Below are 23,942 nucleotides of genomic sequence, written 5' to 3'. Positions count from 1 at the left end.
TGGAGCAGCTGTGGCTGTGGAGGACTGCTTCCTGACCGGAGGGTTGTCCACCGCGGCCACGGCATTGGCGTGCACCGAGCGGGTGCGGGTCGGTATCGGCCTGCTGCCGGTGCCGTTGCGCAATGTGGCGCTGACCGCGATGGAAGTGGCGACGCTGCACCGGCTTTTCCCCGATCGACCGGTGATCGGGGTCGGGCACGGTGTGCAGAGCTGGATGGGGCAGGTCGGCGCGCGGGTGGCGTCGCCGGTAGGGCTGCTCGGCGAATACTTGGACGCGTTGCGCGCGCTGCTGGCCGGGGAGCGGGTAAGCGCGCGGGGCCGCTATGTGCAGCTCGACGACGTGGCGCTCGACCAACCTCCGGCCGAGGCGCCCAAGATTTTCGCCGGTGCGCGCGGGCCGCGTTCGATCGAACTGTGTGGCGCGCACGCCGACGGCACGCTTCTGGACTCGATCGTCGATCCGGCCGGTGTGCGCGCGGCGCGTGCGCTCATCGAGGCAGGGCGCGCGGCGGCGGGCCGTAGCGATGAGCACCACGTCGTCGCGGCCTTGCTCGCGGCGACGGGACCGGACGCGGCCGCGCGGGTGGCGGCCGAGCGCACACCCGAGCACGCGGCGGGCGCGGGGGTCGCCGGTGACGCGCACGCGGTGGCGGACGCGGTACTGGCATTGGCCGAGGCCGGTGCGGACTCGGTGGTGCTCGCACCCACGGCCGACGCGGACCCGGAGCAGTTCATCCGGTTCGTCGCCGACGAGGTTCGACCGCTGGTCGGGTGAGCGGGAAAGCTACTCGTCGCGCAGTCGCCGCTTCTGCTCCTTGATGTCGAAATCGGCAGGGGGCCAATCGAGTTGGAGCTGCTCCAAGGCGTCGATGAGCAGTTCGGTGACCGCGAGCCTGGCATACCATTTGTGATCGGCGGGGACCACGTACCACGGTGCGCCCTTGGTGGAGGTGCGGTCGACCACCGCCTGGTAGGCCTCGGTGTAGTCGGGCCAGTAGGCGCGCTCATCGATATCAGCAGGCTTGAACTTCCAGTATTTGTCCGGTCGGTTCAGCCGTTCGAGTAGTCGTCTGCGCTGTTCGTCCAACGAGACGAACAGCGCTACCTTCACCAGCGTGATCCCACTGTCGACGAGTTCGCGTTCGAAGGCGTTGATCTCGGTGTAGCGCGGGCGCCACACCGACTCGGGCACCAGTTCGTGCACCCGTGCCACCAGCACGTCCTCGTAGTGCGAGCGGTCGAATACGCCGATCTGGCCGCCTTCGGGCAGGCGTTTGCGGATGCGCCAGAGGAAGTCGTGGCGCTTTTCGGCGCGGGTGGGCACGCCGAAGGCGGCGTGGTCGACGCCCTGCGGGTCGACCGACCCGATGACGTGGCGGACGATGCCGCCCTTGCCCGCGGTGTCCATGCCCTGCAGCACGAGAAGCACGCTGCGCGAGTCGCCGGAACGTCCGCTGGCGTAGAGCTTCTCCTGGAGATCCGACAGCACCTGGGTGCGTTCGGCCAGCAGGCTCTGGCCCGCCTTCTTCTTGCCCTTGAACCCGGGGGTGGCGGAGGTATCCAGCTCGGCGATCTGGATACCGTCGGCGCGCAGTGCCTCGGTGGGATCGACTGACCAGTGCTTTGCCATGCGATACAGCTAACCACGAGCGAACCGGTCGGTGGGCGGCGTTGGGCGGACTCAGCTGATCTGTGCCAGGCGTAGCAGATGTGTGGCGAACTCTTCGTCGGACACCGGGGTGAGCACGAGATCGTGCGAGGTGGCCAAGAGATATCGGCCGTCGCCGGTGAAATCGAGCCAGGTGCGGTGCCGGGTGGGCGGCGACATCGGGTTGTCCGGCGCGACCGTGACCGTGATGAATCCGCGACTGTCGACGGGTTTTCTGAGCGTCTTGCGAAACCGTGCTGCGCCGCGTTGCCCGTTGCTCGCGGGCGCGGCCTCCGGTTCGGTGCCGAGGACCGCGTCCTGTGGCTCGCGCATCGGCGCGAGTTTTCCCGGCCTGGCCAATCCGATGACCTGGACCAGCCGTTCGCCGACCTGTTTGGCATGGCACATCAGCACGGTGATCTTCTCGGGGGTGGCGACCAGGATCCCCGCGTGATTGTGCACGACCGCGGCGTAGGCCAGGATGCGCTCGTTCGGATCGCCGGCCGGTACGCATCCGGAACCGCCGCACTTCGTCGGTGCGTTCGCGCTGCGTTCACCGGAGACGGTGAAGGTGGTGGCGTCGGTGCGCGCGCACAGCATCAACGCGGCGGCGAGGTCGGGGTCGGCTTGCCGGGCGAAGCGTTGCGGCAAACGCAGTGCGCGGTACTCGGATTCGGTGCGGACGGTGGCAGAGGGCGCCAGGTTGAGTGGATAGGGCCTGCGGTCGAGGCACGTTTCGTTTTCCCAGACATGTGTGAACTCGTCGGGGGTCAGCACCCATTTCACTGCGCGGCGCCCCTGCCGTCGGGGCTGGGTCGAATCGGTGTCGGCTCGGTGGCCCCCGTCGCGGCTGGTGGGGTGGGGAACCTGGGGACTCGGTCGCCGGAGGCGGGCATGGTCGGGGAGTAGACGTAGGTCATCGTGTCCCTGACATCCGCTTCCCGATCGGCCGCCGCGCTGTCGTGCGCCATCCTGCGCTGGCCGCCGTATACCGCCTCGGCCGCGGGGTCGGCCAGGGGCCGATACTGCTCGGGTGGCGCGATAGCATCCCGAACAGTTTGTGCGGCATCGCCATTCAACTCCATCAGTCGCCCCACCGCACGACACACGTCGTGCGTCGCGGCGCCGGCGCGCACGAATTCACGAGTGGCCAGCACGGCCGCGTCGGCGGTGTGTCCTGACCAGCGGGCGAATTCCCGGTTGGCGGCGTCGGAGAACTGTTGGAACGCTTCGGCGACCGTGTCGGCGTTGGCCTGCCACGCGTCGGCGGTCTGGCCGAGCGCGGTGGGGTCGAGTGCGTCGTGCACGCGGTCCCAGATCTCCTGATGGCCGTAGCCGCCGAAGAGTTCACGGTCCGGTGCGTACGCGGGATCGACGGTGTGGTCGGTGAATCCGGCGAGTTCCTGCCGTATGCCGTCGGCGGCGGCCTTGGCTCGGGTGAGGGGATCGGGTGGCACCGCGTGACTCATGGCGTCTCCAGGTGTTGCGCGATCAGATTCAGTGCGGCCTGGTTCGCGGCGTCGGCGTCGGCGAAGCGTTTGCCCGCCGCCAGGTACGCGGCCTTGAACAGCAGTGCGGTCTCCTGGAAGCTGCGCAGGAGATCCAGGTATTCCATGCCCTTGCCGCCGAATCCGGCGGTGAGCGCGTGGCCGGTCGGCAGGTCGGGAAACCCGGTGACGTCGGTGACGAGATGCCCGCGCGCGATTACGGCGCCGAGGTCGTCGACCAGCTTGTCGCATGCGGCAGCGAGGTTTTCGGCGACCTCGCCGTCCAGTCGAAACGGTGTGGGGCCGGTACTCATCGCCGCCGCGTACAGTCGCCGCGCCGCCCCCTGCCCGGTGTCCGGTACCGACATCCGGGTCCCCCCTTCCGCTCGGATCACTCGTACCGCGGTACCTGCCGCGGCACCGGTCGAACTCTACCGGTCGGTAATGTCGAAAGGGGAGTGCTTGGCACGCGGCACGCGGAATGCCACCCCCGCAACGGTTCTCATGCCGGTGCGGACAGCTGGTGAATCGGCGCGAACACCGACCGACCCGACTTGCACCCGTAGTGCGGACCGCCGCGGGGTGCGGCGCACCCTGACCGTGTTCGAATTCGGTGTACCTCGGCATTTGTGCCCACGCTCCGGCGGTCGCTTGCGTTGTCGCGCGCGAATTGCCCCCTACGGCAACGACGACCCGTCGGCACCGACCGACTGCTGGTCGTATCGGCGAGAACCGCAACGGCTTGTCAGCCGCTGCACCCGCACGCGTCTTGCTGGTGCGGCTCAGCGTTCGTGGACAGGCGTCCGGTGCGTGTTTGCGTTGTCGCGTGCGCGAGTTGCCGTCTTTGGCAACGGTGGACATGTCGAGGCCGAACGGCTGTGGGCCTATCGGCGAAAGTCGCAGCGGCTTGTCGGCCGGTGTACCCGCGCGCGTCGTGCTGGTGGGGCTCAGTGTTCGTGGCCAGGCGTCCGGTGCGTGTTTGCGTTGTCGCGTGCGCGAGTTGCCGTCTTTGGCAACGGTGGACATGTCGAGGCCGAACGGCTGTGGGCCTATCGGCGAAAGTCGCAGCGGCTTGTCGGCCGGTGCACCCGCGCGCGTCGTGCTGGTGGGGCTCAGTGTTCGTGGCCAGGCGTCCGGTGCGTGTTTGCGTTGTCGCGTGCGCGAGTTGCCGTCTTTGGCAACGGTGGACATGTCGAGGCCGACCGACTGTAGGCGTATCGGCGAAAGTCGCAGCGGCTGTCAGCGGGTGTGCTTGCGCGCGTACAGCTGGTGCGGCTCAGTGTTGGTGGACCGGCGTCCGGTGCGCGTTTTCGTTGTCGCGCGCGAGCACGCCATAGGCCGAAACGGTGGACCCTGCGGCGTGCGGCCGCGGGTCTACTCGGCGTCCAAGGCGATCACTCCCCCTCGAGCGCGGTGAGCGCGTCGATCCGCGCGGCGGCGTCGGTGACGATGTCGTCGATCAGTTGGGCGCAGGTCGGCAAATCATCGATGATCCCGGTGACCTGTCCGGCCGCGAGCACGCCGGCACCGGTGTCGCCCTCGACCAGTCCCGCGCGCAACAGCATCGGGGTGTTGGCCGCCATGACCACCTGAGACCAGCTGAGATCCTTGGTCTTTCGCATGGCGAGACCGTCGCGCACGAGCGTCGACCACTTCATTCCGGTCATGCTCTTGAACTTGGCGGCGTTCGACACCGCGGCGGCCAGGCCGCGCCAGCGTCCCGAATGTTCCAGGCGCTGCACGAGTTCGGTGTTCAGCACCCGGTGCGGCATGCCGTCGACCTTGAGCGAAACCACGGTGTCTTGTAACCGGCGGCTCAGGTATTCCCGCTTCACCGCGTCGGGGACGCTGCTGTCGGCGGTGAGCAGGAACCGGGTGCCCATGGCGACACCCGCCGCACCGTAGGACAGGGCCGCGGCGAGGCCACGGCCGTCGAAGAATCCACCGGCTGCCACCACCGGGATGTCCACGGCGTCCAGTACGGAGGGCAGCAACAGGGTGGTGGCGACCGGGCCGGTGTGTCCGCCGCCTTCGCCACCCTGCACGATCACGGCGTCGGCACCCCATGAGGCGACCTTCACCGCGTGCTTGGCCGCGCCGATCGACGGGATGACCACCACCCCGGCATCTTTCAGCTTGGCGATCAGCTCCTGCTTCGGCGCGAGCGCGAACGAGGCGACGGCCACTTTCTCCCGGATCAGCAGATCGATGCGCTCGTTCGCGTCCGAGGCGTCGGCCCTGATGTTCACCCCGAACGGTTTCGCGGTGTTCGCCTTGGTTTTCGCGACCGCGGCTTCCAGTTCGGCGAAGGTCATGGTCGCCGAGGCGAGGATGCCTAGTCCACCTGCCTCCGCCGTGGCCGACACGAGGCCGGGCCCGGCGACCCACCCCATTCCGGTCTGGACGACGGGATGCTCGATGCCAACCAGTTCGGTGAGCGGCGTACGCAGCCGCGTCATGCCGGGACCTCCGATTCGCGAACCTTCTTGGGGTCGAGCACCTCTCGGATCAGGCGCAGTTCCTCGTCGGTCGGCAGCCGAGTCACGTCGGCCTCGGCCAGTCCCGCGATGGTGAAGGAGGTGTTCCGCGCGACCTCGTCGGCGGTGACGCCGGGGTGCAGGCTGCGCGCGCGCATGCCGTGGTCGGGGGTCTCGAAATCGAAGACGCCGAGGTTGGTCACCACGCGGTGCAGGTGGTGGAACCGGTAGGCGGGGTCGGCGGGATCGAGCTTGTCGTAGCCGATGCCGGAGACCACGTCGACGCGTTCGGTGAACACCCGCGTGGTGTGGCGCGCGACCCAGTAGCTGGTGGGGTGGTTGATGGTGTTGCCAGGCGCACCGCGCACGCCGAACATCTGCCGGGTCGGCTGTTGCAGCGGCCCGAACGCGGACAGGTTCTGGTTGCCGAACCGGTCGATCTGGTTGGCGCCCATCACCACGTGGCGGCGACCGGAGGCGACGACGTCGAAGACGCGGCGGAACGGAATCCAGCCCTCGGTGGGCGCTTTCGCGCCGAGCGGGGGTGTGTCGGCGAACAGCAGCGCCTCACCGTCGGACAGCAGCAGGTCCGGTTCGGTGGTGAGCTTGGCCAGCCGTGCGCCGATGATCGACATCGGCGACATCGGGCTCGCCATGATCTCGCCTGCGCCGCTGAAGATTTCGGCACAGGCGACCGCGCACACCTCGGCGCGGGTAATGGTTTCGGTGCTGGTCATCGCCATGCCTCCTGGGACGTGCTCGCCGTGGGGTTGTGCGGTGCTGTGCCGCGCTGCGGGGTGCGTGTCATCGTGCTCACGCCTGTTCTGCCGCGAACTCGCGCACCGCGGCCTGGTACTGCTCCTCGGAGACCGACAGGTAGGTGTCGACGAATGCCTGCCAGGTTTCGGGGTCCTTGGCCGCCTGCGCGTAGTGCTTCTGGAATTTCTCATCGCGGCCGTAATCCGTACCGGCGGGGGTGAAGTGGGCGCCGCCGGGCGCTTCCACGACGCCGTCGACCAACATGCGGTTGAGCAGCAACGATTGCAGCGGAACGGATTTCACCAATTCCTCGGTGGGCACCACCCGTTCCACCGAGAGGTAGCGGCGCTCGGCGGCCAGGCAGTAGAGGTCGTCGAAGTAGGGGTCGACGCCGGTGTAGGCGGCATTGCCGTGTTGATCACCGATGTTCAGATGGACGAGTGCCGCATCGAGGTTCAGCGCGGGCATCGCGGTGAGCGTTTCGGTGCGGCCGTCGGCGTCCTGGTACGGCGAGGCGACTGTGCGCAGCTCGCCTTCCCAGAAGTTCGGCACATCGGAGCCGAGACCGGCGCGGATCGGTAGGAACGGCAGGCGCGCGGCGGCGGCCTCCAGTCCGCATTTGAGCATGCCCTCGTCCATCTCGCGCGCTGTCAGGGCGCCCGAGGTGCGTGCCTTGGCGAACCACGGGTCGTAGAACGGCGCGGAGTCCAGCGAGACGAAACCGTAGTAGGCCTTGCGTACCTTGCCCGCCGAGCACAGCAGTCCGAGATCGGGACCGCCGTAGCTGACTACCGTCAGATCGGTGATGTCCGAGCGCAGGATGGCGCGCACCAGTGCCATCGGCTTACGCCGCGAACCCCATCCACCGATGCCGATGGTCATTCCGCTGCGCAGCTCGCCGACGACCTCGTCCAGCGACATTCGCTTGTCTCGCATGAGTTTTTCCGCTCCCGTCCAACTGCTGTTGCTGTCTAATGCTCGGTCTTGCGTGCCGCGAGGTCATCGTCGAAGCGCGCGCGGATCTCGTCGGCGACCCCGGCGAGGTTGAGTTCGAAGGTGAAGCCCTGCTCGTAGCGGTAGCTGCGGTGCACGTCCTGCGGGTCGATGCCGTTGAGTGCGCGCTTGGCCGCCCGGATCACACGGCCGTCCTTGGCGGCGATGTTCTCCGCGACTTTCAGTGCGGCCGCGTCGAGTTCGGCGCGCGCCACCACCTGATACACCGAGCCGTGGTGGTGCAGTTGCTGTGCGGTGATGGTGCTCGCGGTGTAGAAAAGCGCGCGCATCAGGTGTTGCGGGACCAGGCGAGCCAGGTGGGTTGCGGCACCGAGCGCGCCACGGTCGACCTCGGGCAGGCCGAAGGTCGCGTCGTCGGAGGCGATCACGATGTCGGCGTTGCCGACCAGGCCGATGCCGCCGCCGAGGCAGTAGCCCTGGACGGTGGCGATCACCGGGACCTGGCAGTCGTAGACGGCTCCGAAGGCGGCGAAGCAACCGTGATTGGCGTCGATGAGTGCCTGATGACCCGGTTTGCTCTGGATCTCTTTGATGTCGACGCCCGCGTTGAAGCCGCGGTTTTCGGCACGCAGCACCACGACCTTGGTTTCCGGGTCGCGACCTGCCTCGGTGACCGCGTCGGCGATGGCGAACCAGCCGTCGGTCGGAATGGCGTTCACGGGCGGGTAGTCGACCGTGACCACGGTGATGCCTGCCGTCTCGGAGTGCCGGTTGATGCCCATCGCATGTCCCATCGCGTCTGTTCTCGGAGCTCGTGTTCTCGGAGCTTGTTGGCGAAGCAAGCAGTTGCTTGGTAGGTTAGCACGGTGGCACTCGAAATCGACTTCACCGATCGCGTCGTCCTGGTGACCGGCGGTGTGCGCGGGGTGGGCGCCGGAATCAGTAGGGCTTTTCTCGCGGCGGGCGCGACGGTCATCGCCTGTGCGCGCCGGCCGGCCGAGGTCGCCGTCGAGAAGGCGGGCCGCGCCATCGAATTCGAATCCTGCGATGTGCGTGACGCGGACGCGGTCGGCGTGCTCGTCGAGAAGGTGCTCGCGCGGCACGGTCGCATCGATCACCTGGTCAACAACGCCGGTGGTGCGCCCTTCGCGCTCGCCGCCGAGGCGAGCAAGAACTTCCACGCCAAGATCGTCGAGCTGAACTTGCTCGCGCCACTGCTGGTCGCGCAGGCGGTCAATGCCGTGATGCAGCGGCAGGCGGAGGGCGGGTCGATCGTCAATATCTCCAGCGTCAGCGGGCAGCGTCCCTCGCCGGGGACCGCCGCCTACGGTGCTGCCAAGGCCGGGCTGGACAGCCTCACCTCCACGCTGGCCGTGGAGTGGGCGCCGAAGGTGCGGGTCAATTCGCTGGTCGGCGGCTCCGTCGACACCGAGCTGAGCCGACTGCACTTCGGTGACCAATCGGGGGTCGACGCGGTGGGCAAGACCATTCCGCTCGGCCGCCTGGCCACTCCCGACGACATCGGCAACTGCGCCGCGTTCCTCGCCTCCCCGTTGGCCGAATATGTCAGCGGCGCAACACTCTTGGTGCACGGCGGCGGTGAACGTCCGGCGTTTCTCGCGGCCTCGACCGCCGACGTGAGCCAGTAGCGATCCGCCAGCGGCACCCCGCCGCACACCCGAGAAGACGAACAGGACACAGGTATGGGAACCGAGCAGATCTGCGCCGGGCGCACCGTGATCGTCACCGGCGCCGGCCGAGGCATCGGCCGTGCGCACGCGCTGGCCTTCGCGGCCGAGGGTGCGCGCGTGGTGGTCAACGACATCGGCACCGCGCTCGACGGCGCTTCGACTGGCGAGACACCGGGTGAGCAGGTGGTCGCGGAGATCAAGGCGCTCGGCGGTGAGGCGGTGGCCAATGGTGACGATGTCGCGGACTGGGCAGGATCTCGGCGGCTGATCAGGCAGGCGATCGACACCTTCGGTGGCCTCGACGTGCTGGTCAACAACGCCGGGTTCGTCCGCGATCGGATGCTGGTGAATCTCGGCGAGGACGAATGGGACGCGGTGATCCGCGTGCACCTCAAGGGGCATTTCTGCACCATGCGGCACGCGGCCGAGTACTGGCGCGGCGAGTCCAAGGCGGGACGGCACGTGGACGCGCGAATCATCAACACCAGTTCCGGCGCCGGGCTGCAAGGCAGTGTCGGACAGGGCAATTACGGTGCGGCCAAGGCGGGCATCGCCGGACTCACCCTCACCGCGTCCGCCGAATTCGGCCGCTACGGCGTCACGGTGAACGCGATCGCGCCCTCGGCGCGCACCAGGATGACCGAGACCGTCTTCGCTGAGACCATGGCCGCACCGGAAGACGGTTTCGACGCGATGGCTCCGGAGAACGTCTCGCCCCTGGTCGTCTGGTTGGGCAGCACGCAATCGGCACGGGTCACCGGACGGATGTTCGAGGTCGAGGCGGGCAAGGTCGCACTGGGTGACGGGTGGCGCCACGGCACCCCGGTCGATCGCGGTGCGCGATGGGACCCCGCCGAACTCGGACCGGTGGTCGCGGACCTGATCGCCGGATCCGTCGCGCAGGAACCGGTATACGGAGCCTGACCCGTTTTGCCCCGAACGTCCGCGCCGATCCCGCCGGGGTTTATCATGGGCACCTGTTCCTGAGGAAAGTCCCGTGTGAGCGCCGTGACCGGGCAATGTTTGCGCAGTACAGCGTGAGGTGATGAAGGGGAAGGCTCGGCGCATGGCCGCAGGTCGCACATTCGGTGGGTTGGTAGTGGCCGGAATCGTTTCCGGCTTCGTGCTATTCGGCGCCCCGATGGCGGCGCAGGCACAGCCGGGGCAGTGCCCGAGTTGCGTGCCCGACCCGTCCGCGCCTTCCTATGACACCGACGAATCCTGGTCGCCCTTGAGCGTGCCCGGTCGCGCCGAGGTGAGTCAGGCGCCCGCGGAGTCCATCGATGCTTCCGGCTCGGCGGCCACCGGTGCCGGGTCTGCCGCAGCCGGGTCTGCCGCAGCCGGGTCTGCCGCAGCCGGGTCTGCCGCAGCCGGGTCTGCCGCAGCCGGGTCTGCTGCTGGCGGGTCTGCCGCAGCCGGTTCCGCTGCCGCTGGGTCAGCCGGTCTCGGCGCGGCACTCGGTACTGGTTCCGCTGGTCTCGGCGCGGTATTGGGTTCCGGCTCTGCGGGTTTGGGAGTCTTGCTCGGCTCCGGTTCGGCGGGTCTCGGCGCCACACTTGGTGCCGGCTCCGCCGCCGTGGGTTCCGCTGCGGCGGGGACGGGTTCGGCTGCGGCGGGCACAGGTTCGGCGGCGCTCGGTACGGGCTCGGCCGCGCTGGCCACCGGTTCGGCGGCGGTCGGTTCGGCCGGTCTCGGAGCGGCGGGAACGGGTTCGGCTGCTGTCGGTTCGGCAGGGGTGGGTTCTGCTGGTGTCGGTTCCGCCGCGACGGGTTCGGCCGCGACAGGCTCGGCCGCGGTGGGTTCGGCCGCTGTCGGTTCGGCATCGCCGCTGCTGTTGTTGTTGCTGATCCCGCCGCCGCCACCGGTACCCGCGTTGCCGCCCTTGGCATTTCCCCCGGCCCCGGTGCCTGCGGCGCCCGCCATTCCCGCGCTGGCACCGGTCCCCGCGGTCGCGCCAGCACCTGCGGCCCCGGCCCCGCCCGCGCCACCGGTGGCCTCACCGCCCGTGGCCGCGCCGGCGAAACCGAGTCCCGAGGTGCGCCCCACCAGTGCGCAGAGTCCCTTGCCAGCACCGAAGTTGCTGTCGGTCATCGGCGGTCTACTCGCGCTCGGTCTGGTCGGTGCGGGTTCGGGTGCGGTGAGTTTCCAAGGTGCTTCGGCCGCGCAGGCCAGAGTCGACGCCGCCCGTGCCCAGTTCTTCCCGAGGCCGTGAGGGGCAGGCAGTTGAGCGAGAACAAGTCCAGCGAGAACGCGCTGAGCCGCGCCATGTCCTATCGCAGGGTCGCCGCCGCGGTCGACGCGGTGTGCGCGGTGGCCGCCGATTCCGACGCGACCACCCTCGATCAGGTGGTCGACGCGATCGCCAGCGAACGCGGCCGCGAAATCGAAATCGCCAGTGCGCAATTGGGTCCCGGTGTGTGTGGACAGCGCCGCTATTACCCCGAACGCGACGTGATCGTGCTCGCGGAGTCGCTGCCGAGCCGCGACCACACCTTGGCACACGAACTGGGCCACATCGTGTTCGACCACGAGGGGGCGCCCGCACCCGAGGTGGCGCTCGCGGCCAGCGATGACCTGATCGCGTACATGCTCAGTCAGCGGGCGCATCAACAGATCGTCGACGACGGCGAGGACGAGTTGGCCGAATGGGAGGCAGAGACTTTCGCCGCGATGTTGATGATCCGGTTGCGCGTGTTCAACAACCGAGGCACCGGTGTCTCGGTCCTTCGATTCGATGAGGCGCTCGGATGACCCTGTGGTTGACGGCTCTGCTGGTGTGGATGGCCGCGGGCGCTCGCGTCGGGCGTGTGCTGGTCAAGCCCGCGACGACGGCGCGCGCGGCGATCGTGCTCGCGGTGGCCGCCGTGGCGTTGGCCGCCACGGTCGCGGTGCCCGAGATCGCGGTGGCGCTGGATAATCTGCTGCCGGGTGGGGTGCACGCGGGTTGGTTGTCCGATGGTGTGGTGGTGTCCGCGTGGATCGTGTTCGCGAGCGCGACCTCGGTGGTCGCCGCTGCCGCGTGGCCGGTCGTATCGCGGCGTAATTTGCGTCAAATCGCCGTAATGATTTACACCGCAGGGTTTTTGGCGGTGGTGGTCAGCCTGGTGTGGTCGTTCACCTTCGGGTGGGTGATCGTAGTCGCGGGTTGCGTCTTCATCGTGACTACGGGCCTGCGCAGCCTCGATTGGACAACGCTCGGTCGCGGCATCGCCCTCTATACCCTGGGCACGACGGTGATCGGCGTATTGGCGGTGCTGAAGATCGAGCGCGCGTTCAGTCACGCGGTGCGGGTGGCGCCGGGCAATCCGACCTGGGCGTGGCCGGTGTGGGAGGTGGCCGCACTGCTGGTCGCACTCGGTGCGGTGTGGATCGTGGTGGAGTTGTGGTGGCGGGCGCGGGTGGCACTGCGCAGGATTCGACCGCTGCACCGGCTGTTGGTCGCTCGGTTCCCGGAGGTGGTCGCGCACGACCAAACCAGTTCCTCCACCCAGCTGAAGGCATCGGATCAGGTTGCCCAGATCATGGACGCGCTGTATCTGCAGTCCGGAAGTGTGGTGGTTGCCGCCATCCCGGAACCGCCGTCGTCGGTGACCGAACGCGCGGAGCTGGTGGCGCAGTGGGTGCGGCACCCGCTGGGTGAGCTGGTGCTCGACGCGCGATGGGTGGCCGCGCCCCAGGGGATCAGCACGCGCGGCTGGGTACAGGCGATCGCTCAGGTGTTGGCGGCGAACGCGTCGGTTCCCGTGCGTAATTGAGATCTTGCTGCGGGAAAGTTCTAATTCGCCGCAGGACTGTACGGTTTCGATCGCAATCCCGGCTGCTGTGATGGTGCCTCGAAGTTGCGGGATACCGTGCCGAATGTTGTTTTCGATTCCGGCGGTATGTGATGTAACACGAATGTGCGAACAAAATTAGGTGGCGTGTCATGAAATCGGCTACCGCGCGACACGCTGTGCTGGCTTACCGGTAGGAGCCGCTACGTATCCGAGCGATTCCACTCGGGCAGGCTCGGATGGCGCTCGCGACCCACGCGGCGCTCATCGACGAAGCGCAGTGCGACCCGTGGGGTCGCACTGCGCTTTTCTCGTGCGGGAGAACCTATTCGGTGCCGTCCGGCGGTACCTCGGGTAAGCCTTCGCTCGCCCGCAGCTTCTCCGCCATGGAGGTGAGCAGGTTCTGAGATTCCTCGGACAGGTCGAACGCCCTACTCGACAATCTGCGCAGTCCGTAGCCTTGCAGCTGGGACAACAGCTCGAGATCATGATCGATCTTGGCGGCGTAGATGTCGTTGAAGAAGTAGTCCGGCTTGACCTTGAAGAACTTCGCCAGGGCGGCGACCGTCTCGTCGGACGGATTCGTCCGCTGTCCCGACCGTAACTGCGAGAGGTACGGTTTCGAGATCGGATGCCCGGAGGCTGTCAGCGCAGCCGCAACCTCCGCGTTTGTATGCGGCTTGCGCCCCGGGGGATGCACGGTTTCGAACAGCTTGTTCAGCCGCGCCGCGAAATCAGCCATTGTGAGCCGCCCAATTCCCTTCGCTGTACTAACAGTCGTTATCTCGGATACGTATCATTGATATTAGCGGCTCAGTAACTGAAAACCTACGCCTGATTCAGGATTTCCTTGAACCTTGTAGGTAGAACTGCTCTGGACACCGCTCGACCGTGGCGTTTGCGGGTCACGCCAACGGCCTTCGAGAAGCGCTGATACGGCGAGGTTCTGGCCCGTCGCGAAGGTCTTCTTCGCAGAGCTAACGGTAACCACAAGTTAGCTGACGTCTCATTCAGTTGGATGGGTTTCGGCTTCTGTGGTGTACGACACGTTTTGCGGCATTTAACATGAACGTTCAACCAATCGGTCTAGATTAGTTTGTCGTCCTACAACCGCTCGATGATCGTTCCTGTCGCCAGTGCGCCACCGGCACACATCAACACCATCGCTGTGCTGCGGTCGGTCCGCTCCAGTTCGTGCAAAGCCGTTGTGATCAACCGGGATCCGGTCGAGCCTACCGGGTGCCCGATCGCGATGGCACCGCCATTCACATTCACCCTGTCGAGGTCGGGCTTGTGCACCGATATCCAGGACAGCGGCACCGAGGCGAAGGCCTCATTGATCTCGAACAGGTCGATATCGTTGATGCTCATCCCGGAGCGCTCCAGTAGTCGGCTGCACGCCTGTACCGGCCCGTCGAGGTGGAATTCCGTTTCCGCGCCCACCAGTGCCTGGGTGACGATCCGCGCCCTCGGTCGCAAACCCGCTGCCCGTGCGGCCTTCTCGTCCATCAAGAGAACGGCTGCGGCGCCGTCGGAGATCTGTGACGAGGTACCGGCGGTGTGTACGCCACCCTCGATCACCGGCTTCAGCTTGGCCAGACCCTCCGCCGTGGTCTCGCGCAAGCCCTGGTCCTTGCTGACGGTGAGCTTCTCGCCGGTGCGGTTGCCCTCCTTGTCGACCGCGGGCGCGGTGACGCTCAGTACCTCGCGATCGAAGCGTCCCTCTGCCCAGGCTTGTGCGGCCAAACGCTGTGAGCGAGCGCCGAATTCATCCACATCGGTGCGAGAGATACCGCGCCGCTTGGCGATTCGCTCCGCGGCGGTGAACTGGTCGGGCAGGTCGATGTCCCAGGACTCCGGTCGACGCGGCCCAGCGTTGGTGCCGACGTTGGCGCCGAGGGGCACCCTGCTCATCGCCTCGATGCCGCAGGCGACGCCGACGTCGATCGCGTCGCTCGCGATGAGTCCGGCGATCAGATGGTTGGCCTGTTGTGCCGAGCCGCACTGTGCGTCGACGGTGCTCGCGCCGACCTGCCACGGCAGTCCCGCGTGTAGCCAGGCGACACGGGTGATGTTGTTGGACTGTTCGCCCGCCTGGGTGACACAGCCGCCGATCACCTGCTCGACCTGAGCCGGGTCGAGGTGGGCACGTTCGAGGAGTCCGCGTTGCGCTAGTCCGAGGAGCTCGGCCGCGTGTAGGCCGGACAACCATCCGCCGCGCTTGCCGATCGGAGTGCGCGCAGCCTCGACGATAACGGGATTTCCCATGTCCAACCTTTCGTTCAGGACAGAAAACTGTAACGAGTTCACCGGGGTGAACACTGGTGATTCTGTCCGGTTGCTTTCCACAAACTTCCGCCTGTGCTTCAATGATTATAGAACGTGTTTCAGTTTGTCGAAGGAGACATCTGGTGGTTGACCCTCGCAGCGCCCGACCGAACCTGCCGGACGGGTTCGACGTCACCGACCCGGAGATCTTCGCGCAGCGGGTTCCCGGCGAGGAATTCGCCGAGCTGCGCAGGAGCGCGCCGATCTGGTGGAATCCGCAGTCACCCGAGGTGAGCGGATTCCACGACGACGGCTTCTGGGTGGTCAGTACCCATGCGCTGGTCAAGGAGGTATCCCGGCGCAACGACGTGTTCTCCGCGTTCGAGAACACCGCCATCCCGCGCTTCAACGACGACATCCAGCGCGAGAACATCGAGATGCAGCGCGTGGTGCTGCTCAATATGGACGCACCCGAGCACACCAAGCTGCGCAAGATCATCTCCCGCGGCTTCACCCCGCGCGCGATCAACGGCCTGCGCGCGGAGCTTTCGGCGCGCGCCAAGGAGATCGTCGACCGTGCCGCGGCCTCCGGCGACGGCGACTTCGTCACCCAGATCGCGTGCGAGCTGCCGTTGCAGGCGATCGCCGAGCTGATCGGTATTCCGCAGGAAGACCGGATGAAGGTGTTCGCCTGGTCGAACGAGATGACCGGCTACGACGACCCCGATATCGACGTCGACCCCGTCACCTCCTCGGCCGAGGTGCTCGGCTACGCGTACCAGATGGCCGAACAGCGCAAGAAATGCCCGGCCGACGACATTGTCACCACCCTGCTCGAGGCCGATATCGACGGTGACAAGCTCACCGAGGCAGAGTTCGGGTTCTTCGTGATCCTGCTGGCGGTCGCGGGCAACGAAACCACACGCAACGCGATCAGCCACGGCATGGTCGCCTTCCTGGACAACCCCGACCAGTGGGAGCTGTTCAAGAAGGAACGCCCGGCCACCGCGGTGGACGAGATCATCCGCTGGGCCACCCCGGTCAATTCGTTCCAGCGCACCGCGCTGGTGGACACCGAACTGGGCGGTGAACAGATCAAGAAGGGCCAGCGGGTGGTCATGGTGTACGGCTCGGCCAACCGCGACGAGAGTGTCTTCGACGAACCGGACAGGTTCGACATCACCCGAAAGAACAACGACCACCTGGCCTTCGGTGGCACCGGCGAGCACTACTGCGTCGGCGCGAACCTGGCGCGACTGGAGATCGACCTGATCTTCAACGCGATCGCCGACCATCTGCCCGACATCACCAAGGTCGGCGACCCGAAGCGGCTGCGCTCGGGCTGGCTCAACGGCATCAAGGAATTCTCGGTGGATTACAAGACCTGCCCGGTCAAGCACTGACCGGCGCCTGGCGCGCCTACGAATAAGCCCTCGACCGGAATTCCGGTCGAGGGCTTATGCTTTCGGTTCGTGGTCGACTACTCGGCCTTGCGTGCCGTCGCCATGGCGCGGTCGACCTCCCAGAAGGCACGCAGCGCGGCGATCTTGCCGGTGTCGTCCACGCGGTAGGTGAACACGCCGTCCGCGTCGATCAGATGTCCACCCATGGTGCTGCGGATGGTGCCGGTGAAGGCGATCTCGTCGCCGCAGGCGAACGAGTCGCCGAACAGGAATTCGATCTTCTCGGTCTGGCCGATCGACTTGTCCCAGAACGACGCGATAGCGTCGCGACCACGGTGGCCCGCGCCCTCGGGATCGAAACCCGAAGGGCCGATGGGATCTTCGACGATGCCGTCCTCGGCGAACAGCGCCACCCACGCCTGCTTGTCCCTGGCGATCACCGCGGCCTGTGAGGCGAGACCCGCGGTGCGGGCGGGACTGTCGTTGCCGGTAGTCATATCACTGCTCCTGCGGTCCGGGGGAGTTCATCGCGCGAGAACCGGTTGCGCGATGTGTTCGGCGGCGAAGCGGCGCATCGAATCCTGCTTGGCCGCGAGGTCACCGTCGAAGCCGATGCCGTCGGCCATCCACGGAATCACGATCGCGTCGGTGATGCCCGCGTCGACCAAATCCTGGTAGCCGGACCGGCCGAAACGGTCGATGCAGACGGCCTGGATTTCGAAAGGTTCTTCGGCGCGGCCGAATTCGGCGCGCAGTGCGTCGAGCTTGCCGATGGTGGTGCACAGTTGGTCGTAGGTCATCATGGCTGAAGTCCAGCCGTCACCGACGCGTGCGGCGCGGCGCAGCGCGACGTTGGTGTGCCCGCCGATGTAGAACGGCACCGGCTCGGTGGGGGCCGGGCTGATCTGCAAGGGATCGAAATCGAAGAACTCGCCGTGGAATTCGACCATGCCGCCGGCGAGGGTCAACTTGATGACCTCGATCATCTCATCAACCCGCGCGCCCCTGCGCGCGAACGGTACTCCGCACCATTCGAATTCCTCGGGGGCCCAGCCGATTCCGACGCCGAAGCCGAAGCGATTACCGGAAAGGTTGGCGACCGAGCCGACCTGGCGGGCCAGCAGTAACGGGTTGCGCGAGCCGAGTTTGAGCACATTGGTGTAGAAGCGCAGGCGACTGGTCACCGCGGCCATCGTCGCCGTGGCGATCAGTGGGTCGACCCACGGGGTGTCGGGTCCCCAGAATCGGGCGCCGTCGGGGGTGTAGGGGTAGTCGGCGGCCGCACTCTGCATATAGAACAGCGAGTCCGGCAACGCGATCGACGAAAACCCGCATTCCTCTGCGGTTTTCGCCAGTTCCGGTAGCTGGTCCAACGGGCTGAGCGCGATACCGAGGGTGAATTTCAGTGCACTCACTGTGCTGCCTCCCGCACGAGACCTTCGGCGCGGATAGCGGCGAAGGACGCTGTCGAATAGTGGTGGGTGTTCATCGGCGTTCCGAGCCGACAACCCACATGGAGAAATACTGTGATCCGCCGCCGTAGGCGTGGCCGAGCGCTGTGCGCGCGCCCTCGACCTGGTAGTCACCGGCGCGCTGCATCACCTGTTTGGCGGCCTCGGCGAACCGGATCATGCCGGAGGCGCCGATCGGATTGGACGAGAGCACCCCGCCGGACGGGTTGACCGGCAGTTTCCCGCCGATCGCGGTTTCGCCCGCGTCGGTGAGTTTCCAGCCGCCACCCTCGGGAGCGAAACCGAGATTCTCCAGCCACATCGGTTCGAACCAGGAGAACGGCACGTAGATCTCGGCGACGTCGATCTCATCGATCGGGCTGGTGATCCCCGCGGTCTTCCACAGTGCGGCGGCCGCGTCCTTACCGGCCTGTGGGCTCACCTGGTCGCGCCCGGCGAAGGTCGTGGGTTCGGTGCGCATCGCTGTCGCGTGAATCCAGGCCACCTGCTTTCCGGTGGCTTCGACCGTCGTCGCGGCCTGCTCGTCGCCGATCACCACCGCGCACGCGCCGTCCGAGGAGGGGCAGGTTTCGTCGAAACGAATGGGGTCCCAGAGCATTTGGGAGCTGAGCACCGACTCCATGGTGATATCGGGCTGCTTCAGGTGCGCGTATGGATTCTTCGCGCCGTTGCGCCGGTCCTTCACCGCGACGGCGGCGCCGATGTGGTCGGGTGCGTGCGCCCTGCGAATGTAGGAGCGCACATGCGGCGCGAAGTAGCCGCCCGCGCCCGCGCCGACCGGCATGGTGAACGGAACGCCGATCGACAACGCCCACATGGCGTTCGATTCCGATTGCTTCTCCCAGGCGATCGCGAGCACGCGCTTGTGCACACCCGCCTGGACGAGGTTGGAGGCGACGATGGCCGTCGAACCGCCGACCGAACCCGCGGTGTGTACGCGCAGCAGCGGCTTCCCGGTGGCGCCCAACGCGTCGGCAAGATACAGCTCGGGCATCATCACGCCCTCGAAGAGGTCGGGCGCCTTGCCGATGACCACCGCATCGATATCGGCCATGGTGAGGCCGGAATCGGTGAGCGCGCGGTCGATTGCCTCGCGGCACATTCCGGCCATCGACACGTCGTGTCGTTTCGTCACGTGATGTGTTTGTCCGGTGCCGAGCACCGCGGCGGGCACGCTCATCGAGTCGCCTCCCCTGTCGTACCGGTGGCCGAGTCGGCCAAGGCGGCTACCAAATTCTGTTGCAGTGCGGGCCCGCTCGTCGCGTGGGCGAGCGCCTTGCCCGCCGAACCCGTCATGATCGCCTGCGCTGCGTAACCGATGCGTTCCAGGCCGGCGGCGAACATCGGATTTCCTGCCAGCGCACCGCCCGACGGATTGATCGTGGTGCTGGAAGCCAGGCCGATGGCCTCGGCGAGAATGAGCTGCTGGTGGCTGAACGGCGCATGCAGTTCGGCGATATCGAAGCCGCCGGCGTCGCCGCCGGTCGCGGCGCGCGCGGCGGCAGCGGTCGACGGGGACACGGTCAGGTCGCGAGCTCCCAGCGCGGGACTGTCGATGCGATGCTCGATGCCGGTGATCCAGGCGGGTCGTTCGCACAACTGCCTGGCGCGGTCGCCGACGGCGAGCACGACCGCGGCCGCGCCATCGGTGACCGGCGCGACGTCGTGGGCGCGGAACGGATCGGCGACATACGGTGTGCCGAGCAAGCTTTCGACGTCGCCATGGGCGCCAGCGGCGACCGAGGCCATGTCGCGTTCGCTCCAGCGTCCCGCGTCCAGCCCCGCACGAGCCTGCAGGCCCGCGATCGACACCGAGTCCGGCCACAGCGGGGTCACCAGGTAGGGGTCGAGCTGCATCGCCAACACCTTGCGTAGCGTGCCGGCCGACGACTTACCGAAGCCGTAGACCAGTGCGGTGTCGGCCTGGCCGGAGCGCAGCTTCACCCACGCCTCATACAGTGCCCATGCGGCGTCCATCTCCACGTGCGACTCGTTGATCGGCGGTACCGCGCCGATCGCATCGATCGCGGAGATGAACGAGAAGGCCCGCCCGGCAAGGTAATCCGAGGAGCCCGAGCACCAGAAGTCGATATCGGACTTGGTGATGTCCAGTTGGGCGTAGAGCTGCTGGAAACACGGCACCAGCATTTCGACACCGTTGGTGGTGCCGTAGGTTTCCGGCACGTGCGGTGCGTGGGCGAAACCCACGATCGCGATGTCGGTGGCGTTGTCAGTCAACGTGCGTGCCTCTCACAGGTGATGCTTGAAGGAGTCGTACTCGGCGTCCGGCTCACCGGTCGGTCGGAAATGGTCGACGTTCGCGAGGCCGAAGCCCCACTCCTCGCGCGGTTTCCACACCGCCTCGACCCGCATGCCCATGCGCACCTCGCTCGCATCGCACCCCAGCACCAGGTGCAGCACCGGAATGTCGGCGCCGTCGAGCAGGATGTAGGCACCGACGTACGGCGGCTTGATCCGCTGGCCGAGGAACGGCACGTTCACGATGCAGAAGGTGGTGACGATGCCGCGATCGGACAGCTCCACCATCTCGTCGGTCGGCCTGCCGTCGGTCGGGTTCGCTCCGCGCGGCGGGAAGTAGACCTTGCCCGCGGCGTCGGTGCGGCCGCCGAACAGCTTGCCTTCGGCCAGTCCGCGCAGGTACACGGTCTCCTGGGGTGAGGCGCTGTGCTGATACGACAGATCGACCGGCGTGGTGACCATCGTGACCGGCTCGGCGGCCTCGGGGTTGGATTCGCTTGGTGCGTTGGACTTTTCGCCCGGCTCGAAGCACTCGATGTCGTGGATGGTGCCGGTGGTCTGCGCGGCCCACCGTGCCGCTACCCGCTGGCCGGTGTGGATCTGGTCGGGCGCGGTGACGTCGACGGCGTGCAGTAGCGCGGTATCGGCGCCGTCGAGCCGGATCAGCGCCCAGGCGAAGGGGCGGTCGAACGGCTGGCCGGGCAATGGATCGGCGACCCAGGACCACGATTGGACGGTGCCGGTATCGCCGACATCGACGAATTCGGTCAATGGCTCGGTGGTAGTCGCGTCGAATTCTTGCGGAGGCACGATCACGCGACCGTCGGAACCGCGAACGCCGACAATGTGTCGATCGCGCAGATTCGTCAGAAATCGGCCGATGGTCGGTCCGGTCGAGCGGGTGTAGTCGAATTGCACCCGGAGGGGCGCGCTGAGCACGTCGGGCGCGTCCTGTCCCGTAGCCTGTCCACTCGCTATTGCCGTGGATGCGGTATTCCCTTGGGTCACGATATCGAGTAGAACAGGTTCTTATTCTGCTGGCAAGCAGTTGGCAGCGAAAGGGGTCGAGCATGAAGTTCGGACTGCAACTCGGGTACTGGATGGCCCAGCCGCCTCCGCATGCGGGTGAATTGGTCGTCGCGGCGGAGAATGCCGGATTCGACGCGGTATTCGCCGCCGAATCCTGGGGTTCGGATGCCTTCGATCCACTGGCCTGGTGGGGCTCGTCGACGCACCGCGTGCGCCTGGGGACCTCGGTGGTGCAGATGTCGGCGCGCACACCCGCCGCGACCGCGATGCACGCGCTCACCCTCGACCACCTCAGTGGTGGACGCATGATTCTCGGACTCGGCGTCTCCGGCCCGCAGGTGGTCGAGGGCTGGTACGGGCAGCCGTTCGCCAAGCCGTTGGCGCGCACCAGGGAGTACGTCGACATCGTGCGCAAGGTGCTGGCCCGACAGGCGCCGGTGACCAACGAGGGGCCGCACTATCGTCTGCCCTACACCGGACCCGGCGCGCTCGGACTCGGCAAGCCGCTCAAGCCGATCGTGCATCCGCTGCGCGCTGACCTGCCGATTTGGCTCGGCGCCGAGGGCCCGAAAAACGTCGCGCTCACCGCCGAGATCGCCGACGGCTGGCTGGCCATCTATTACGCGCCTCGGCTGGCCGGAATGTACAACGACTGGCTGGACGAGGGTTTCGCCAGGTCGGGTGCGCGGCGCCGCAGGGAGGACTTCGAGATCGCCGCGAGTTGTCAGGTGGTGATCACCGACGACGCGTCCGGTGAACTGGAACGCATGCGCTGGATAATGGCGCTCTACCTGGGCGGCATGGGCGCGCCCGAGCTGAACTTCCATGCCCAGGTGTACCGGCGGATGGGCTACGAGCGTGAGGTCGACGAGATCGGCAGGCTGTTCCAGGCGGGCGAGAAGGAGCGGGCGGCGGCGTTGGTGCCGGACGAGATGATCCTCGATACCGCGATCATCGGCGATGAGGCGCACGTTCGCGATCGATTGAAGGTGTGGGAGGCGGCCGGTGTCACGATGATGTTGGTGTCGGCTCCAGATGTCGAGCAATTGCATCGGCTCGCACCCCTTGTCGATATGTAGAACACGTTCTAGATTCAAAGGGTGACGACGCAGGAGTCAGTAAAAATTCTCGGGCTGTGGAACATCGCCGAGGCCGAACCCGACCGGATCGCCATGGTCGATCCGAACGGCAAGGAGGTGACCTATCGCGAGTTGGCCAGCTTGGCCAACAGATACGCCACCGGGTTGCGCGGGCTCGGCCTGCACACCGGTGACGTGTTGGTGAGCATGGTGCACAACAGCGTGGAGGCGATCGCCGCCTACTTCGCCGCGTACCAGGCCGGGCTGTACATCGTCGCGGTGAACTGGCATCTCACCGGACCGGAGGTCGCCTACATCCTCGCCGACAGCGAGGCCAAGGCGTTCATCGCCAGCGACCGCTTCGCGGCTGCCGCGCGCGCCGCGGCCGACGAAGCCGGATTGCCTGCCACGGCACGCTTCTCGGTCGGCGAGATCGAGGGCTTCAAGTCGCTGGCCTGGTTGGGTGCCGCCGAAACCGGGCGACCGAGCGACCGAAGCACCGGTGCGCCGATGCTCTACACCTCGGGAACGACGGGTCGGCCCAAGGGAGTTCGACGCCCGCTCACCGGCAACGACCCCGACGTGGTCCCGCCCTACAGCAGCGCCTTCTTCGGCCTGTTCGAACTCGCGCCCTACGACGACCACGTGCACATCTGCGGTTCGCCGCTCTATCACACGGCCGTACTGAACTTCGCGACCATCTCGATTCAGTTGGGGCACAAGCTGGTTCTGATGGACCGCTGGGACGCCGAGGACATGCTGCGGTTGATCCAGCAACATCGGGTTACCCACAGCCATATGGTGCCGACCCAGTTCCACCGGCTGCTGGCGTTGCCCGACGACGTGCGCGCGAAGTACGACGTGTCCTCGTTGCGCAGCATGGTGCACGGCGCCGCGCCGTGCCCACAGGAGACCAAGCGCAAGATGCTCGAATGGTGGGGGCCGACGGTCACCGAGTACTACGCGGCCACCGAGGGCGGCGGCACGGTGATCAACGGGACCGACTGGCTGCGCAAGCCCGGTTCGGTGGGTACGGCGTGGCCGTGGTCGACGATCAAGGTGCTCAGTGAGGAAGACGGCACCGAGGTCGCCACCGGTGAGCCCGGCCTGGTCTACATGAAGATGGGCACCTCCAGCTTCGAATACCACCACGACAAGACCAAGACCGAGGATTCACGAGTCGGTGATCTGTTCACCGTCGGCGACATCGGCCACCTCGACGAGGACGGCTACCTCTACCTGCACGATCGGCGCTCGGACCTCATCCTCTCCGGCGGCGTGAACATCTATCCCGCCGAAGTCGAGACGGTGCTCATCACCCATCCGAAGGTCACCGACGTCGCGGTTTTCGGTATCCCGCACCCGGATTGGGGCCAGGAGGTGAAGGCGGTCGTGCAACCGGCCGCCGACGCCGAGGGCAACGCACTCGCGGGCGACGACGAACTCACCGCCGAGCTACTGGCCTTCGCGGCCACCCAACTGGCGAAATACAAGATCCCGAAGTCGATCGACTACCTCCCCGAGCTGCCCCGCGACCCCAACGGCAAGCTCTACAAGCGCAAGCTGCGCGAGCAATACACCTGAGCCGATTCGAATCAGTCGGCGTCGACCGATCCGCTCTCCGGTCGGTGCTTGCCGCGTAA

General features: G+C 66.8%; 24 protein-coding genes. 9 read left to right on the top strand and 15 right to left on the bottom strand.

Annotated elements, in window-relative coordinates:
• The first annotated feature begins 10 nt into the window (after positions 1 to 10).
• On the top strand, positions 11 to 775 hold the full coding sequence (locus ABEA50_RS04000) for an LLM class flavin-dependent oxidoreductase (RefSeq protein ID WP_345493631.1): 765 nt from the start codon (positions 11 to 13) through the stop codon (positions 773 to 775).
• A 9-nt stretch (positions 776 to 784) separates the two neighbouring features.
• On the opposite strand, the gene ABEA50_RS03995 is transcribed toward ABEA50_RS04000, so the two are convergent.
• The 8 genes from ABEA50_RS03995 to ABEA50_RS03960 all read right to left on the bottom strand — a co-directional run bounded on the left by ABEA50_RS03995 (position 785) and on the right by ABEA50_RS03960 (position 8,107).
• On the bottom strand, positions 785 to 1,630 hold the full coding sequence (locus ABEA50_RS03995) for a polyphosphate kinase 2 family protein (RefSeq protein WP_345493630.1): 846 nt from the start codon (positions 1,628 to 1,630) through the stop codon (positions 785 to 787).
• A 51-nt stretch (positions 1,631 to 1,681) separates the two neighbouring features.
• A complete protein-coding gene (locus ABEA50_RS03990; protein WP_345493629.1) occupies positions 1,682 to 2,434 on the bottom strand; it encodes an ESX secretion-associated protein EspG in 753 nt (250 codons plus the stop codon).
• Complete coding sequence (locus tag ABEA50_RS03985; RefSeq protein WP_345493628.1) at positions 2,431 to 3,117, bottom strand: hypothetical protein; 687 nt, start codon at positions 3,115 to 3,117, stop codon at positions 2,431 to 2,433. The genes ABEA50_RS03990 and ABEA50_RS03985 overlap by 4 nt, the downstream gene beginning before the upstream one ends.
• A complete protein-coding gene (locus ABEA50_RS03980; RefSeq protein ID WP_345493627.1) occupies positions 3,114 to 3,503 on the bottom strand; it encodes a hypothetical protein in 390 nt (129 codons plus the stop codon). The genes ABEA50_RS03985 and ABEA50_RS03980 overlap by 4 nt, the downstream gene beginning before the upstream one ends.
• A 1,026-nt stretch (positions 3,504 to 4,529) precedes the next feature.
• Positions 4,530 to 5,594 carry an NAD(P)H-dependent flavin oxidoreductase gene (locus ABEA50_RS03975; protein WP_345493626.1) on the bottom strand — a complete coding sequence of 355 codons (1,065 nt, stop codon included), beginning with the start codon at positions 5,592 to 5,594 and terminating at the stop codon, positions 4,530 to 4,532.
• Positions 5,591 to 6,355, bottom strand: a complete 765-nt coding sequence (locus tag ABEA50_RS03970) for a CoA-transferase subunit beta (protein WP_345493625.1) — start codon at positions 6,353 to 6,355, stop codon at positions 5,591 to 5,593. Before ABEA50_RS03970 ends, ABEA50_RS03975 begins: the two co-directional genes overlap by 4 nt.
• A 70-nt stretch (positions 6,356 to 6,425) precedes the next feature.
• On the bottom strand, positions 6,426 to 7,307 hold the full coding sequence (locus ABEA50_RS03965) for a CoA transferase subunit A (protein WP_345493624.1): 882 nt from the start codon (positions 7,305 to 7,307) through the stop codon (positions 6,426 to 6,428).
• Between the two features lie 35 nt (positions 7,308 to 7,342).
• Positions 7,343 to 8,107 carry an enoyl-CoA hydratase family protein gene (locus ABEA50_RS03960; RefSeq protein WP_345494644.1) on the bottom strand — a complete coding sequence of 255 codons (765 nt, stop codon included), beginning with the start codon at positions 8,105 to 8,107 and terminating at the stop codon, positions 7,343 to 7,345.
• Positions 8,108 to 8,191: 84 nt separating this feature from the next.
• Between ABEA50_RS03960 and ABEA50_RS03955 the strand changes: the two genes are divergently transcribed.
• From ABEA50_RS03955 to ABEA50_RS03935, 5 genes are all read left to right on the top strand, one after another.
• Positions 8,192 to 8,974, top strand: a complete 783-nt coding sequence (locus ABEA50_RS03955) for an SDR family oxidoreductase (RefSeq protein WP_345493623.1) — start codon at positions 8,192 to 8,194, stop codon at positions 8,972 to 8,974.
• Positions 8,975 to 9,028: 54 nt separating this feature from the next.
• On the top strand, positions 9,029 to 9,940 hold the full coding sequence (locus ABEA50_RS03950) for an SDR family oxidoreductase (protein WP_345493622.1): 912 nt from the start codon (positions 9,029 to 9,031) through the stop codon (positions 9,938 to 9,940).
• Positions 9,941 to 10,061: 121 nt separating this feature from the next.
• A complete protein-coding gene (locus ABEA50_RS03945) occupies positions 10,062 to 11,228 on the top strand; it encodes a hypothetical protein (protein WP_345493621.1) in 1,167 nt (388 codons plus the stop codon).
• A 53-nt stretch (positions 11,229 to 11,281) separates the two neighbouring features.
• Positions 11,282 to 11,767, top strand: a complete 486-nt coding sequence (locus ABEA50_RS03940) for an ImmA/IrrE family metallo-endopeptidase (RefSeq protein ID WP_345494643.1) — start codon at positions 11,282 to 11,284, stop codon at positions 11,765 to 11,767.
• Positions 11,764 to 12,771, top strand: coding sequence for a hypothetical protein (locus ABEA50_RS03935; protein ID WP_345493620.1), 1,008 nt, complete (start codon positions 11,764 to 11,766; stop codon positions 12,769 to 12,771). The genes ABEA50_RS03940 and ABEA50_RS03935 overlap by 4 nt, the downstream gene beginning before the upstream one ends.
• A gap of 343 nt (positions 12,772 to 13,114) precedes the next feature.
• Here the strand turns inward: ABEA50_RS03935 and ABEA50_RS03930 are convergent, their stop codons facing one another.
• Both ABEA50_RS03930 and ABEA50_RS03925 read right to left on the bottom strand, forming a co-directional pair.
• Positions 13,115 to 13,531 carry a helix-turn-helix domain-containing protein gene (locus tag ABEA50_RS03930; protein ID WP_014348820.1) on the bottom strand — a complete coding sequence of 139 codons (417 nt, stop codon included), beginning with the start codon at positions 13,529 to 13,531 and terminating at the stop codon, positions 13,115 to 13,117.
• Between the two features lie 362 nt (positions 13,532 to 13,893).
• Entirely contained in the window at positions 13,894 to 15,057 is a 1,164-nt protein-coding gene (locus ABEA50_RS03925; protein ID WP_345493619.1) for a steroid 3-ketoacyl-CoA thiolase, read from the bottom strand.
• 101 nt (positions 15,058 to 15,158) lie between these two features.
• Between ABEA50_RS03925 and ABEA50_RS03920 the strand changes: the two genes are divergently transcribed.
• Complete coding sequence (locus ABEA50_RS03920) at positions 15,159 to 16,460, top strand: cytochrome P450 (RefSeq protein WP_425577521.1); 1,302 nt, start codon at positions 15,159 to 15,161, stop codon at positions 16,458 to 16,460.
• 77 nt (positions 16,461 to 16,537) lie between these two features.
• On the opposite strand, the gene ABEA50_RS03915 is transcribed toward ABEA50_RS03920, so the two are convergent.
• The 5 genes from ABEA50_RS03915 to ABEA50_RS03895 form a co-directional block, all read right to left on the bottom strand.
• On the bottom strand, positions 16,538 to 16,957 hold the full coding sequence (locus tag ABEA50_RS03915) for a nuclear transport factor 2 family protein (protein ID WP_345493617.1): 420 nt from the start codon (positions 16,955 to 16,957) through the stop codon (positions 16,538 to 16,540).
• Between the two features lie 27 nt (positions 16,958 to 16,984).
• Positions 16,985 to 17,866, bottom strand: a complete 882-nt coding sequence (locus ABEA50_RS03910) for a TIGR03619 family F420-dependent LLM class oxidoreductase (RefSeq protein ID WP_345494642.1) — start codon at positions 17,864 to 17,866, stop codon at positions 16,985 to 16,987.
• A 79-nt stretch (positions 17,867 to 17,945) separates the two neighbouring features.
• Positions 17,946 to 19,112 carry a thiolase domain-containing protein gene (locus tag ABEA50_RS03905; RefSeq protein WP_345493616.1) on the bottom strand — a complete coding sequence of 389 codons (1,167 nt, stop codon included), beginning with the start codon at positions 19,110 to 19,112 and terminating at the stop codon, positions 17,946 to 17,948.
• Positions 19,109 to 20,170 carry a thiolase domain-containing protein gene (locus ABEA50_RS03900; protein WP_345493615.1) on the bottom strand — a complete coding sequence of 354 codons (1,062 nt, stop codon included), beginning with the start codon at positions 20,168 to 20,170 and terminating at the stop codon, positions 19,109 to 19,111. Before ABEA50_RS03900 ends, ABEA50_RS03905 begins: the two co-directional genes overlap by 4 nt.
• A gap of 12 nt (positions 20,171 to 20,182) precedes the next feature.
• On the bottom strand, positions 20,183 to 21,169 hold the full coding sequence (locus tag ABEA50_RS03895) for a Zn-ribbon domain-containing OB-fold protein (RefSeq protein ID WP_345494641.1): 987 nt from the start codon (positions 21,167 to 21,169) through the stop codon (positions 20,183 to 20,185).
• 92 nt (positions 21,170 to 21,261) lie between these two features.
• Between ABEA50_RS03895 and ABEA50_RS03890 the strand changes: the two genes are divergently transcribed.
• Positions 21,262 to 22,299 carry an LLM class F420-dependent oxidoreductase gene (locus ABEA50_RS03890; RefSeq protein WP_345493614.1) on the top strand — a complete coding sequence of 346 codons (1,038 nt, stop codon included), beginning with the start codon at positions 21,262 to 21,264 and terminating at the stop codon, positions 22,297 to 22,299.
• Between the two features lie 21 nt (positions 22,300 to 22,320).
• Positions 22,321 to 23,883 carry an acyl-CoA synthetase gene (locus tag ABEA50_RS03885; protein ID WP_345493613.1) on the top strand — a complete coding sequence of 521 codons (1,563 nt, stop codon included), beginning with the start codon at positions 22,321 to 22,323 and terminating at the stop codon, positions 23,881 to 23,883.
• Positions 23,884 to 23,942: the final 59 nt, after the last annotated feature.

The organism is Nocardia callitridis, from assembly GCF_039543305.1.
GTDB classification, from domain to species: Bacteria; Actinomycetota; Actinomycetes; order Mycobacteriales; family Mycobacteriaceae; genus Nocardia; species Nocardia callitridis.
The sequence above is the reverse complement of the archived record's forward strand: the minus strand, read 5'-3'. Positions and strand labels throughout refer to the sequence as shown.

Excerpts from the sequence above, each read along its gene's own strand:
- ABEA50_RS03930 (WP_014348820.1), bottom strand. The coding sequence starts at position 13,531 with ATGGCTGATTTCGCGGCGCGGCTGAACAAGCTGTTCGAAACCGTGCAT.
- ABEA50_RS03950 (WP_345493622.1), top strand. The coding sequence starts at position 9,029 with ATGGGAACCGAGCAGATCTGCGCCGGGCGCACCGTGATCGTCACCGGC.
- ABEA50_RS03890 (WP_345493614.1), top strand. The coding sequence starts at position 21,262 with ATGAAGTTCGGACTGCAACTCGGGTACTGGATGGCCCAGCCGCCTCCG.
- ABEA50_RS03935 (WP_345493620.1), top strand. The coding sequence starts at position 11,764 with ATGACCCTGTGGTTGACGGCTCTGCTGGTGTGGATGGCCGCGGGCGCT.
- ABEA50_RS03905 (WP_345493616.1), bottom strand. The coding sequence starts at position 19,112 with ATGAGCGTGCCCGCCGCGGTGCTCGGCACCGGACAAACACATCACGTG.
- ABEA50_RS03965 (WP_345493624.1), bottom strand. The coding sequence starts at position 7,307 with ATGCGAGACAAGCGAATGTCGCTGGACGAGGTCGTCGGCGAGCTGCGC.
- ABEA50_RS03920 (WP_425577521.1), top strand. The coding sequence starts at position 15,159 with ATGATTATAGAACGTGTTTCAGTTTGTCGAAGGAGACATCTGGTGGTT.
- ABEA50_RS03995 (WP_345493630.1), bottom strand. The coding sequence starts at position 1,630 with ATGGCAAAGCACTGGTCAGTCGATCCCACCGAGGCACTGCGCGCCGAC.
- ABEA50_RS03985 (WP_345493628.1), bottom strand. The coding sequence starts at position 3,117 with ATGAGTCACGCGGTGCCACCCGATCCCCTCACCCGAGCCAAGGCCGCC.
- ABEA50_RS03915 (WP_345493617.1), bottom strand. The coding sequence starts at position 16,957 with ATGACTACCGGCAACGACAGTCCCGCCCGCACCGCGGGTCTCGCCTCA.
- ABEA50_RS03940 (WP_345494643.1), top strand. The coding sequence starts at position 11,282 with ATGTCCTATCGCAGGGTCGCCGCCGCGGTCGACGCGGTGTGCGCGGTG.
- ABEA50_RS03970 (WP_345493625.1), bottom strand. The coding sequence starts at position 6,355 with ATGGCGATGACCAGCACCGAAACCATTACCCGCGCCGAGGTGTGCGCG.
- ABEA50_RS03975 (WP_345493626.1), bottom strand. The coding sequence starts at position 5,594 with ATGACGCGGCTGCGTACGCCGCTCACCGAACTGGTTGGCATCGAGCAT.
- ABEA50_RS03980 (WP_345493627.1), bottom strand. The coding sequence starts at position 3,503 with ATGTCGGTACCGGACACCGGGCAGGGGGCGGCGCGGCGACTGTACGCG.
- ABEA50_RS03960 (WP_345494644.1), bottom strand. The coding sequence starts at position 8,107 with ATGGGCATCAACCGGCACTCCGAGACGGCAGGCATCACCGTGGTCACG.
- ABEA50_RS03945 (WP_345493621.1), top strand. The coding sequence starts at position 10,062 with ATGAAGGGGAAGGCTCGGCGCATGGCCGCAGGTCGCACATTCGGTGGG.
- ABEA50_RS03925 (WP_345493619.1), bottom strand. The coding sequence starts at position 15,057 with ATGGGAAATCCCGTTATCGTCGAGGCTGCGCGCACTCCGATCGGCAAG.